This window comes from Pseudomonas sp. RIT-PI-q (genome assembly GCF_001297125.1).
Lineage (GTDB): Bacteria > Pseudomonadota > Gammaproteobacteria > Pseudomonadales > Pseudomonadaceae > Aquipseudomonas.
On record NZ_LHPC01000028.1, the window covers coordinates 21,388 to 33,844 of the forward strand.

At 54.0% G+C, this 12,457-nt stretch carries 8 protein-coding genes; 3 read left to right on the plus strand and 5 right to left on the minus strand.

The genetic code is table 11. The features are described from left to right. Positions 1-22 precede the first annotated feature (22 nt). From AEQ67_RS12555 to AEQ67_RS12565, 3 genes are all read right to left on the minus strand, one after another. On the minus strand, positions 23-664 hold the full coding sequence (locus tag AEQ67_RS12555; protein WP_059404175.1) for a glutathione S-transferase family protein: 642 nt from the start codon (positions 662-664) through the stop codon (positions 23-25). Positions 665-791: 127 nt separating this feature from the next. Next, positions 792-1,457 (minus strand): phosphoribosyltransferase, encoded by a 666-nt coding sequence (locus AEQ67_RS12560; RefSeq protein ID WP_059404176.1) that lies wholly within the window; start codon positions 1,455-1,457, stop codon positions 792-794. Positions 1,458-1,649: 192 nt separating this feature from the next. Further along, on the minus strand, positions 1,650-3,008 hold the full coding sequence (locus tag AEQ67_RS12565) for an MATE family efflux transporter (RefSeq protein ID WP_059404177.1): 1,359 nt from the start codon (positions 3,006-3,008) through the stop codon (positions 1,650-1,652). Positions 3,009-3,315: 307 nt separating this feature from the next. Here AEQ67_RS12565 and AEQ67_RS12570 point away from each other — a divergent pair, with 307 nt between their 5' ends. Beyond that, positions 3,316-4,974, plus strand: a complete 1,659-nt coding sequence (locus tag AEQ67_RS12570) for an ATP-dependent nuclease (RefSeq protein WP_059404178.1) — start codon at positions 3,316-3,318, stop codon at positions 4,972-4,974. A 197-nt stretch (positions 4,975-5,171) separates the two neighbouring features. Here the strand turns inward: AEQ67_RS12570 and AEQ67_RS12575 are convergent, their stop codons facing one another. Then, a complete protein-coding gene (locus AEQ67_RS12575) occupies positions 5,172-9,176 on the minus strand; it encodes an ATP-binding protein (RefSeq protein WP_059404179.1) in 4,005 nt (1,334 codons plus the stop codon). Between the two features lie 614 nt (positions 9,177-9,790). Between AEQ67_RS12575 and AEQ67_RS12580 the strand changes: the two genes are divergently transcribed. Beyond that, entirely contained in the window at positions 9,791-10,063 is a 273-nt protein-coding gene (locus AEQ67_RS12580) for a hypothetical protein (RefSeq protein ID WP_059404180.1), read from the plus strand. Between the two features lie 128 nt (positions 10,064-10,191). Continuing rightward, positions 10,192-11,385: a Fic family protein gene (locus AEQ67_RS12585; protein WP_082377830.1), complete on the plus strand. Its 1,194-nt coding sequence runs from the start codon at positions 10,192-10,194 to the stop codon at positions 11,383-11,385. A 150-nt stretch (positions 11,386-11,535) separates the two neighbouring features. Here AEQ67_RS12585 and AEQ67_RS12590 read toward each other — a convergent pair whose 3' ends face one another. Continuing rightward, positions 11,536-12,390: a LysR substrate-binding domain-containing protein gene (locus AEQ67_RS12590; protein ID WP_059404181.1), complete on the minus strand. Its 855-nt coding sequence runs from the start codon at positions 12,388-12,390 to the stop codon at positions 11,536-11,538. Between the last annotated feature and the right edge of the window lie 67 nt (positions 12,391-12,457).

Here is a 12,457-nt window from a genome sequence, read left to right on the forward strand (position 1 = left end):
CGGCACCGCTTACCACCTGAATTTACGCCGCTTTCGCATTATGAATCGCCACCAACTCCGCCTCATCCTTCAACGCTTTCTGCGCCGAAGGCCGCGCTTCAACACGCGCCACGTACGCCATCAAATGTTCCAGATGCTCAATCTGCGCGCCAGAACGCGGATGCCACATGGTGCTCCACACATAAGCGTCCGCCACGGTGAACTGGTCGCCGGTGAGATAAGCGCGGGCATCCGCCAACCGCTGATCCAGCACGGTGTAAGCGCTGACCAGTTTGGCCCGAGTCCACGCCGCACCTTCTTCGGTCAGCAGTTTGCGCATCAACGGAATGTGCTTCTGCGCAATTTCGGTGGCGAGAAACGTCAGCAACTGATCGAAGTGAACGCGTTCGAGCGTGCCATGCGCCGGGATCAGGTTCGCCTCGGGATGCTGGTCCGCCAGGTACGAGGTCAGCACGATGGTTTCGCTGATCCGGTCTTGCGCGGCATTGTCGAGCACCAGCACCGGCACGTAACCCAGCGGATTGACCTCGGCAAAGTTGTCGTCGTTGGAGGTGGTTTTGTCGAAGACGTTGTAGTGGATCAGTTCCGGGGTCAGGCCCAGTTCGTTGGCCACCAGTTGGGCAGCGAGGGAGCAGGTCTGGGCGGCGATGTAGAGCTTGTTCATGGGAGCGATTCCTGGGAGTCGGTGGTCGTTCAGGTCCGTTGGCTGGACCGTTGAACAGAGTCTGTTCCTCTCCCGAAAATCGATAAACCCGGCAACCAGCGACGGACTGTAGAGCATCCAGCGACAATCAAACCGCTCGCTGCCAGGCCCGCTGCAACAGCCTGATGACCTCTGCATCCGAGGTCTGGGAAAAATCCATGTACCAATGCCCGATCGACGTGAACCAATCCGGCATGAGCGGGCAAATCAGCTCATCCACTTCACTGCGCAGCGCTTCCGCGGTCTCAATCGGCGACACGGGCACGGCCACGACGATGCGCACTGGCTCGTGCACCCGCACCGCGTGGATCGCCGCCAGCATCGAGGCCCCGGTCGCCAGGCCGTCGTCGATCAGGATCACCACCTGATCCTTGAGTTGCACCGGCGCGCGCGTTCCTCGGTAAGCCTGTTCACGGCGCAGCAACTCGCGGGTCTCGCGTGCGACCACGGCATCGAACGTAGTCTTATCAATCGGGTGAACCCGCAGCGCGTGTTCATTGAGAATCTGGATGCCACCGCTGGCGATGGCGCCCATGGCGAATTCCTGATGGGACGGCACCCCCAACTTGCGTACCAGCATCAGGTCGAGGCGAACCTCCAGCGCGCTGGCCACCTCATAGGCGACCGGCACACCGCCACGGGGCAAGGCGAGGACGATAACCTCCGGTCGATGGGCGTACTTGAGCAGCGGTTCCACCAGGCGCCGACCGGCAGCGGCCCGGTCCTGCAAGATGGTTTGCGATAGAGGACTCATTGGAAAACCTCCTCAGGCGATCACGCCTGTCGGTTCACACGGTCACCCCAAATTGTCGGTCCACCCGTGGCCGACATCAAGCCTGCGGCGCCACCGGAACATCCCTGATCGCGTCCCCCTGTAGGAGCTGCCGAAGGCTGCGATCCTGGCGCCCGACCCGCCCACACGCCCCTCAAGCAAACACAAAGCCGCCTACACCAACCGCTCAATCTTCTGATGCTGCCAGACCATTTTGTAATACGCCGTCTGCAACGCCAGCATCCCCAGATACGCCACCGGAAACGCCATCCACACGCCTTGCAACCCGAAGTGCCCGTCCAGCACATACGCCACCGGCAACTGCACCCCGACCACACAAAAAATCGAAATCGCCATCGGCACCAGCACCGAACCGCTGGCGCGCATGATGCCGCCGACAATCGCCTGGAAGCCGAACACCAACAGACTCCACAGCATGATGTGCAGCAGATGCTCCGCCTTCGCCCGGGTGGAATCATCCGTGAGGAACAACCCCAGCAACCAGTGCGACAACAGATAACCCAACACCACCAGGCCACCGGTCAGGCACACGTTGATCAACAGCCCCGTGCGCAGAATCGGCCCCATGCGCTCCAGCCGCCCTGCCCCAATCGCCTGCGCGCCGAGGATCGACGCCGTGATCGCAATCGACAGCGCCGGAAACTGCACGTAATTGACGATCTGCGTCACCGCCCCATACGCCGCCGTCGCTTGCGAACCGTGCTGATTCACCAGCGCCAGAATCACCAGCTCCGACACCGACAACACCACCATCTGCAACCCGGTCGGCAACCCGATGCGCAACACCTTGCCGAGAATCACCAGGTCCAACCGCATCGCCGCGAACATCTCCCGATCCGGCGCCAACGGATGCCCCTTGCGAATCAACCGCCACGCCAGCCACCCCATCGCCGACAAATTACCCGCCAACCCCGCATACGCCGCACTCTGAATCCCCATCATCGGCAACCCGAACCAACCCCGAATCAACGCCGGCGTCAGCGCCAACCCGATACACGTCGACACCACCAACGCGATCAGCGGCGACACCGTATCGCTCACCCCGCGCAGCAGTTGAGTGAAGAGCACGTAGACCAGCAGCGACGGCATGATCCACATCATCACGTGGGCATAAGACACGGCGTCGTCGATCACGTCGGCCGGTGTGCCCAAGCCTTCCAGCGCGGGCCTTGCGAACACGCTGCCGAGTACGGCGGCTGTCAGGCCGATCATTGCGCCTAACAACAAGGTGGTGCCGGCGATGGTTTTCACCAGATGCGGCTCACGCGCGCCCCAGGCCTGGCCGATGAGCACACCCGCACCCGCGCCGAGGCCGATGACCAGGGCGATAAAGAAGAAGACGATGGGGAACATGCCGGACACGGCCGCCAGGGCTTGAGTGCCGAGCATTTGGCCGATGTAGATGCTGTTGACGGTGCCCGACATGGATTGGAGGAAATTGGAGAGGACCATGGGGGCGAGGAAAAGGAGGTAGGTTTTCCAGAGGGAGTGTGGGGTGGCGGGGGTTTGCATTGAGGGTCCGTCTCGGGTGTGGGCTCGTGTTTTGGAAATTCTACGCTAGGGGGCTGGGCGCCACCTGTTCGATTTCGCAGATTTGGGTGACGTGAGTAATGTCTGGTTTCGGCCAATAGGGGGGAGTGTCATAAATTTGTGTTCGTGCCAACTAGGGACTGCTGACGGCGAATGGTAGATATTTCTTGAAGCCAGACATCGGTCCACAGCATCCGGTTCTCCTAATTCTCCTCAGTCACAACATCAATACCACTGCTATACCGCTGGGTGTTTTCGGGTGAAAATGCAATGCCGCCAGGAGGGCACCATGACCATAAATACAGGTTTTCATCTACAAAACTACAAAAGTTTCGGTCCAACCGGCGTCGAACTTAAAAATATAAAATCGATTAACGTTATAGTCGGCCGAAACAATATTGGAAAATCAGCGTTGTTACATGCGCTGGATTTTCTGTGCAAAGATGGAGACGACCACTTCAATATTGCTCAGTCGATAGAAGTGACGCAGCTTCTGGACGAAAGATCATTAATGCAAGTATTCCAACCAAACACTAGTAGAGGTGAATTGGGCGGCAATCATTGGGAGGATCATGGCGTAAAATTTGTGGGTGCTTCTTTTACGTGGAAACAAATATCCGATAGAAAAATTGAATTTATCAATACAAACGCAGATGCGTCACCGATTGAACTAAAACACATATCTGGAATACGACCAACATCAGCAATGCGCTCTCTCAAGCACATAAAGCTCGACGCAGACAGAGATATTGCTCCTGAAAATATTGATGAGGGAATGACACTATCTAGCGCCGGGGTAGGTGCAACACGGATAATTCATAAATATCTGCAGCACGTAGGATTTGATAGGTCTTTGATCCAAGAAACACTTCTGACAGCTCTCAACAAAATCTTTTCCCCCGACATTGTATTTAATGAAATAACCACCCGCTTCCATTCATCCACTAACCAATGGGAGATCTTTCTAGGTGAAGCAAATAAAGGCCCCATCGCTTTATCTGCATCAGGCAGCGGACTAAAGACTGTAATACTTACATTGCTTAACTTATTAATACGTCCTGACTTTGAAAAAACACCAACTGATCTATACGTGTTCTCCCTGGAAGAGCTTGAAAACAATTTGCATCCCGCACTACAGAGAAATCTATTCGTTTATCTTGAGGAGTTTGCACTGAATAATAAGTGCCATGTTTTCCTAACGACTCATTCAAATGTTGCAATCGATATTTTTGGAAGCTCAGAACATTCACAGATTCTACATATTGTTCGAGGTGAAGACGGAGTAGTAGGTAACGCTTACACCGGAGACGCAGTCGGCCACGGAGTCCTGGATGACCTTGGGGTACGTGCAAGCGATCTACTTCAAGCTAATGGACTAATTTGGGTAGAAGGCCCTTCAGACCGTGTATATCTGAAAAAATGGATTGACTTATGGAGTGACAATAAACTCAGCGAAGGGCGACACTATCAATTCGTATTTTACGGTGGCAGCGTGCTTGCAAATATTGATGCCAGTCTACCAGGCACTGAAACGAGAGAAGCAATCACTGCATTTAAAATAAATAGAAACTTCGCATTTGTTTGTGATAGTGATCGAAGAAATTCGAGCGGTTCTCTAAAACCACGCGTTGCCCAACTTATTAAAGAAATAGCCGATAGCCGCGCAATGGTTTGGGTTACTCGTTGCAAGGAGATTGAAAATTACATTCCGAAAGAGGCGTTCGAAGGCGCCCACGGCAAAACTAAACTTGCACACATAGGAGAGTTTGAAGCGATCCAAGACTATCTTCGAGAAAATAAAATATCTAATGCAAAAGAATACACCAACAAACACACCAAAGCATTTGCCTATGCAGAGCACATGACTAGAAACAACCTATCGTTTCGCCCGGAATTGGAAGAACAACTAACGGAGCTTGTAAAAAAAATACGCGCATGGAATAGCTGAAAAAACATCGTCGGTGAACAACCTCCCAAGCTGATAACAAGCTGATAACAAGGGTTAGGTTCTCTTGAGCTTCTAGCCTCTGTGCTTCAACAAGTGTCTGTTAAGGTTTCAGACACCGAAACAGAAAAAGCAGAAAAGGGGACAGATTTATTTTTAAGATAATAGATCTGCCCCCTTTTTTAAGCCTTTTTTTATAATCAGCCCCTATCAAGCCAATCAGAAGCACCACGCAAAACTCCGCGAACGCGCCACAAATCTATCAGTTGAAAAAGATTTGATGGGGTTTCATTTGCGCAAGTTATAGCTATCGCGTCTCCGAACGTGCCTGCGCTTTCGAATATTCTTACCCCTCCGCTAACGGGCGCTCCCACACGTTTCAGATATGCTTTTTGATCCCCGTCACGTTCAACTACCAACGCCACCAACTCACCACGTAGTACCTCCAAATCTTCAGAACAAGAGATTCTAATGGGCTCCAACAATACCCAATCGTGATTACGTATTAATGGGTAGCCGCTGTTGTCAACAACGCGGGCAGCGACCAACGGAGTATCTAAGGTTTCGCTGTTGTTGAGATGTCGAGCCTCACCAACGCCGGTTTGCTCGATTGAATCGTAAAGCACACCGACGATGGGCATCAGACGGACTTTATTTCGCTGCAGCACCAATGCAGGCGCTACTTTCTCGCTAATGGATTGATCACAAGCGAGCATCAACTTGCTGATATCAGTTTTATCTGAGTGGTAACGCCGGGCGAAAATTTTATCGCTGTACAGAGCTATGACAGGTTCACCGCACTTTGCTGTCCGTTCAATTGAGACGATCACTACTTGCCCCTGCCGTGCGAGAGCGCCAAGGGAATCACCATGGATCGTATAAAGTGCCACAGCCCCCAAAGACTCCAGCAAAAGCGTATCAGAGGGCTCGCTTGGCGAAACGATCGCTGCTCGGGTATGAGCGCTGAAATCACCAAGTGCACGGAATTTCTGTTCCTGATGGGCTAATACGGCGGGGGCTTCCGGTGCTGTCGCGAAGAACAGATCTTCATCGTCACGAGTCAACCGGCCCATGAACCTTGCATAAGCGGCTCCGCAGCTTCGCAACAGCCGATCAACCTCTGTAAATCCTTCATCAACTACACCTGCATCATGGGGTGTAATTTTTCGAAGGTCGTGGTGGGCTTGGTTGATCGTATTGTAAAAAAGCGTACCTGGCTTCAACAGGTTACAACTCAGCAGCTTCTCGAAAGGAGGTTCTTGGAAAGGCAATTCTCCCGCATTCCGTGCGCTGGAGATGTGGGCGACTAGATCCGCAAGAGTCGGCTTGTAGAAAAGCATAGGGTCAGCGGCGAGTAAATCCCACAATCGGTTCTCAATATGCAGCCTAACGCGTTCAACGAACTCCTGGCTCGCCGCTACGTCATTGCAGTCGTCAGCCCATGCCTGGCGACGCTCGTTTACTTCTTCGACCGTGGGGGTCAGAGCGACTGTTAATCTGGACAGCGACAAAGGGCTGATCTGCAACATAGTCCATGACGGAAATGTGGACGAGCTTCGCGGTAGCTTGTCTTTCACCGCTGCGATGAACCGATTGTCGTTGGACGTAATAATGACAGCCATACCCGCTTTGACTAAGGCCGGGACTGCAGCTGCAAGATTCTCCGTGTTGATAGGATCAAAGAAAGTCTGAGGATCATCCAGCTGCAACACCTCTAACGCACCAGCGCGTTCTCGGATGCGTTCCCATAGACTGAAAACGAAAGCCCAAACACAGGCTCGTAGATGGGATGAGTTCATGATTTCGTGCGCCTGGACGCGCACCGTACCGAGCCCGGCGTATAGACCCACCCCTTGGGAGCGGGCTGGATCTAATCCAAGGTATCGCGGACCACCGTTGTAATGAGGCCGGTAAATTAAATCGAGCCAAGCAGTTGTACGAGCCTCCAGCAGATGGATTAAACCTTGGACTTGGTACTCAACCAATTCCGGTAAACGAGTTAACTGCTGTATTGCCTTGGCTGCGCGCTTAATAAGCCAGAGTCGTTGACTCGAAACCACCCAGCGCTTACGGGCGTCTTCTATCACATCAATCTGCCGCGTTAAGGCAATTAATGGTTCTGAAGATGTAATTGCTTGGTGCAGTACTGACAACTGATGCCTAATCGGTAGGAGAGCCAAATTGAGCGATTCGTCAAATTGCTCACCCCGCGAAAATGAGCCGACTCCCAGATATTTCGCTAGAAGGGGCTGCATGACAGCCTCGACCGCCGCGCGTTGGACACTCAGCGTCACGACGTGTCGCAGATTTGCAAATCTACTGGCCAACAGCCCCGTCGCAAGCTCCTTGGGCAAGCTGATAGGATCGGGAAGCTGTTCGATCGAAATCGGATGCATCTCAACAAGGCTGTCCCAAAGCTTACGTGCATTCTTCTGGATTGGTTGAAGATCTGTTGCGAAGGAGTGATCCTTGAGTGCCTCGCTGACATAGGCATTCTTGTAAAGATCAAAAACCGTGCTGCGACCCTTCTGGTCAGCAAAATATTTCAAGCTATCCGAAAGAGATTCCAATAGCTCGCTCGCAGCGCCCTGCTGCCAATCAGCAAGTGACTTTGTAGCGTCATGATGCGCCTGGAGCCCCGCCTGAAGTGCGGTAGCGACGTCGGAGTCTAAAAGAGCGTCAGGTGGCACGTTGGCTAGATCTGAGCCGCAGACTGGGCAGTCAGAAATCAGTTGATCTGGATGTTGCCGACGGTGCCACTGCGCAACCATTGTGTATAGCTGCTGGCGCGCCGCTTGCTCTTTGTTCTGCTGCCGCTGGACTTGATCGGCTGCACGAAGCGCCAGCTCCTCAAGCTTGATGAGTAAAGCATCTCGATCTTCGTTGCTGACTTCTTTGATCTGCTGAATGGTACGAAGAGAGGGAAGCCCTTTCAGAGCAGCGCCGGTCAATTGCTCTCTTGCCGAAGCGAGCTGGTTGAGCAGGGCCTGACTACGCTCGGGCGTTGACAGTGAGATAGTGCTTCCAAGAATCGTCTCAATATCCGTCAGACCACTCGATTGATGCTGGACGAGCTTCTCACGGACGACAGCGATCGAACTGCTGCAATTTAGTTCAGGGCTAGACTTGTCGGGGGTCAGTAAATCTGGTTCAGGGCCAAGCGTTTCACTCTGTACACGCCAAGCATCAAGAAACGAACCCTTGCTGTCTATGAAATGAATACGAGCAGTATCTTTGGCATCCGTGGCAGTGTCAGTGTCGTCCTTTTCCAAACGTCGGACGAGGCGTGGCAAACGCATGCCCAGATCCTGCAATGGTCGTAAACCTGTTAGCTGAGCGATTGCTTCGGCAAAACTTGTTTTCTCATCGAAGCGCATATTTGCAGCGATGGCAGGCATTAACGTGCCGGCTTCGACCGCCCACTGTGGCAGGCCCAGATCGTCTAAGCCACTTACGCTCACAGAAACAACACCTTTGGGGGTTCGCTTCAACTCGCGCCGGACGGTCACGTTGTTTCCATTTTGATCCCGCAGATCCAGTTCCACCCATGTGTCACATGCGGGGCGATCGCCTAAAATCGAAAGATCTGACGCCGAAGGTAATGGGACGATCACGGGTAGAGTGAAACTGCTGTTGCTGCCACTTTCGCCGTTTACTGAAATTACGTCGACAGTGATTGGATTGTGTACTTCAGATGGTTTGTGTTGAGAACGGTGTGCCTTACCAGTTAGGCACCACATGATCGCACTCTGCAAGGCAGATTTACCGGCGCCGTTGAACCCCCAGATGCAGGTAACGTCACGGTCAAGTCGAAGGGTCAGAACTTCAGGTGCTTTACCAGCCGAGTCGCAGTGACGCTGGAGCCCTGCAAAGCGATGGGCTCTAAACTCCTGAATTCGCCAACAAGGACGTGAAGCACCAGTATTTGCTGTATGGCTACGCGTTACGTGCGGTTGCGGCTCGCGAATGGCATCGAGCAGTTGATCGACCTCGCTAGCTGAAACTAATTTTGCCTGGGCCCAGAGATCGCGCCGACGTGCATAAAATTGCATTGCAAGGCGAGCGTCTTCAAGATCTAGAGCAAATGTGCCGGCGCCCTGGGGGAGATTGATCGGGTTACCGGCACAAAGCACATCAACGATTTGATCTAGTGTGCAGTTCTCTAAATCCAAATTTTCGGTTTGCGTCGGAGGAGCAGCTTGCATAAGGGCATCCTTGGCATCAACGAGTGAAAGGCTAGCGCTTTGGAGACGAAAGAACTCCCTCGTCGACTGACGCACTTAGAACAGATCAAAAGGTCGTGCTCGTTACTCGAGAAGGCTTGTTCACAAAGTAAGGTCTCAGGATGATTTCTACCAGCTTGCGCAAGCGAAAATGCGGATATTGCTGAGGGTTGGCACTTACAAAGCAGTGAAGGCATGTGTGCCACCTTTGATTTCAAAAAATCCGACTGACCGTCTTTGGCCGATAGCAGTCTCCTGCGGAAGGGGCGTAAAGGTCCTAGGACGCCATAAAAATTCCTACACAAACCTCGGAATCCGTAACCTTCCCCGCCGTTCCGACGAAGCTTATAGTTCGTCACGTCGCCTAAACGGCGAATCGGGTTTGGCGACCTGATCGATCGGTATGCAAAAGCGGTGTGCTTTAATGCAGACGCTTGTGCATGCCCGCAAAGCTGTTTTTATGGCAGCTGTGCGCGGGAGACCTTCGGGTCTGCCGGTTTTCCGATCCCGGTTCGCCAACCTGCGTACAGCTGTCACCCATTCGTTTGGCGACGATTGAGGGGCAGTCAACCTTTGATTTGATCGGAGTTTCATCTATGGAAAGATACATGCCCCTCACCGGAATCGACCTGATCCCGGCTTCCCTGCTCATTGACACCCAAGCCCCACTCGACGTCTTGCAAGCCATGGCCGATTACCGCATCCGCACGGTCACGCAGGTGCTGGAAAATATCGCCTTCCGCGCCGAGCTCGGTTGCGACACGGTGGTTTTGAAGGACTTTTCTCAGCTGCTGGCCATTCCCTTGCGTGATGGCTGTGACTTGATGGATGTGATCGGTAGGCGCTTGCGAGCGCAGGCTGCGGAGTAAATGAAACGGGCGCTCATTCGGGCGCCCGTTTTGTATTGCGGTGGTTATCTGCGTGTGAGCACTGTTGTCGGAATGTGCTTCAGAGCTCTGCAAAATAATGTGAAGCCTTTCATACGGTACAAACCGCAATGTCCCTGATCACATCGAAATCCTGGCTCGACCCGATTCTCCCCGAGACGCTGCCACCCTCGATCATCGCTCTTGCGGATGAATTGCCTCGCAAAACGCAATTTTTAGCCGGGCGCCTTCCGCCTGAAACCGCCGAACGTCTTGGCCGCCTGCTGCAAATCACCAGTACGTACTACTCCAACCTTATCGACGGGCAATACACCGAACCCGCCGAAATGCAAAAAGCGCAAGCGGCACCAATCAAAGATCGCGAACAGCTTAAAAACCGGGCGGTTGAACAGATGGCAGTGCAAGCGTTGCTCGAACGGGCGCTGCGCCAACGTACATCGTTTGCCTGGGGTGACATGTTCGCACCTGAGCTTGTAAGCACAGCACATAAACGGCTTTTTCGCGGAGCCAGTGATGCGGAACGAACGCTGTCGGATGGCTCGATCCTGCAGCCCGGTATCCTGCGGTCGGTCACAGATCGGAACATTGTCGTTGGCAATCACGATGCGCCGGACGCGTCTGCTGTAGATGGAATGCTGCGACACCTTCAGGCAGGCTTCGGCCGACAGACAGACTCCCGCCGCCAGCTTATTTCTGCGCTTGCCTACCACCATCGCCTCGCTTGGGTTCACCCCTTTGCAGACGGGAATGGTCGGGTTGCTCGGTTGGTCACTCATCTTCAGTTAGTGAGTTTGGGGCTGAAGCCAACGTTATGGTCGCTGTCTCGCGGCCTTGCAAGGCAACACCAGAATTACTACACCGCCCTGACCATGGCCGACCGCCGAAGAGAAGGCGATCTGGACGGACGCGGCCAGCTGTCTCAGCGACGCTTTTTCGAATTCATCGAGTTCATGCTGCAGGTGTGTCACGACCAGGTCGATTACATGACCGCCGCAGTGGACCCGTCTCAACTTCGAGAGCGCGTGATACGCGCGTTTCACTACAACGAAAAACTTGTACAACAAGGCATTCGCCCGGAAAGTGCGCCAGCAATCATTGCGCTAATCACCCAAGGAAGCCTGCCGCGCAATGAAATAAAGACCTTCACCGGACTTACCCCACGCCCAGCGATTGATGAGCTTTCTCGGTTGGTCAAAGTCGGCTTGGTGGAAAGCCGAACGCCTAAATCCCGGTTCGTAACGCCCGGCCTGCCCGCTTGGTTTGCCCAAGATATTTTTCCGGATTTGCATCAACGGTTTCAGTAATTGGAATGAATGAAAACGGGCGCCATCAAGGCCCGTTTTTTTGTGCCCAGATCAAAGTGGTTCACCAGCATCCAACAGACGGCCCACTTTCCCTTCAGGAAGGCAAAGACCGCGTACCCAAGACGTTCAATCAGCCCCTCGAACTGACAATCAAGCCCTCCGCGTAGAGCAATACTCCACAATCAGCTGAGTAACCGCCCCCACAATCACCTGATCCGCATCAGGCGAGCTGAACAGCCGACATTGCGCATCCGGCAATTCCGGCAACCCTTGTTCTACCCCAACAACCGCCAATCCCTGCCCCAACTGACTGAGTGGCATTGGCGCTACCGCGAAGCCTGCCAGGGCCGCCGCGCGCAACCCGGCGGTGCTGCTGCACAACATCGCTGTGCGTTGGGCGATTCCCGCCTGCGCCAGCCTCGTCAGCGCGGCTTCGCGATAAGGGCACGGCTCGGGGAACAGGGCCAGCGGCAACGGCGTGGGTAAACGGGCGACGGGTTGCGCCGACCAGGCCCACACCAGCGGTTCTTGCCATAGCAGCAGCCCCGTTTCGCTGGTTTCGCACAGCGACCCGATGACCACCTCCAGATGCCCTTGCTTCATCAGCGCCAGTAACGTACCCGGAATGTTCACCTGCACTTCGATCTTCATCCCGGGGTACTGCGCTGCGAAATCCTGAACAGTGCGCAGCAATCGAGACTCGACAAAATCTTCGGACACGCCGATCCGCAGTCGCCCGTGAAACGGCGTGCGTGTCAGGTCAGTCCAGGCGTCGCGGTTCAGCGCGAGGATCGTGCGCGCATAAGAGACCAGGCGCTCGCCATCGGCCGTCAGTTGCTGGGAACGGGTGGTGCGCGTCAGCAGGGGTTTACCGGTCTGTTCTTCCAATCGCCGCACATGACCACTGACCGCCGACTGAGTCAGATGCAATTTTTGGGCGGCACGACTGAAGCCGTCTTCATCGACGACGGCGACAAATGTCTTGAGCAGCAGAGCATCGAACATAGTTTTATACGTGATTAATCTAGTTTGAATTTACGATTTATATTTCAAATACAACTATGTTGCAATG

Bases quoted from the DNA above. Each gene is read 5' to 3' on its own strand.
- AEQ67_RS12555 (WP_059404175.1), bottom strand. From the start codon at position 664: ATGAACAAGCTCTACATCGCCGCCCAGACCTGCTCCCTCGCTGCCCAA.
- AEQ67_RS12560 (WP_059404176.1), bottom strand. From the start codon at position 1,457: ATGAGTCCTCTATCGCAAACCATCTTGCAGGACCGGGCCGCTGCCGGT.
- AEQ67_RS12565 (WP_059404177.1), bottom strand. From the start codon at position 3,008: ATGCAAACCCCCGCCACCCCACACTCCCTCTGGAAAACCTACCTCCTT.
- AEQ67_RS12570 (WP_059404178.1), top strand. From the start codon at position 3,316: ATGACCATAAATACAGGTTTTCATCTACAAAACTACAAAAGTTTCGGT.
- AEQ67_RS12575 (WP_059404179.1), bottom strand. From the start codon at position 9,176: ATGCAAGCTGCTCCTCCGACGCAAACCGAAAATTTGGATTTAGAGAAC.
- AEQ67_RS12580 (WP_059404180.1), top strand. From the start codon at position 9,791: ATGGAAAGATACATGCCCCTCACCGGAATCGACCTGATCCCGGCTTCC.
- AEQ67_RS12585 (WP_082377830.1), top strand. From the start codon at position 10,192: ATGTCCCTGATCACATCGAAATCCTGGCTCGACCCGATTCTCCCCGAG.
- AEQ67_RS12590 (WP_059404181.1), bottom strand. From the start codon at position 12,390: ATGTTCGATGCTCTGCTGCTCAAGACATTTGTCGCCGTCGTCGATGAA.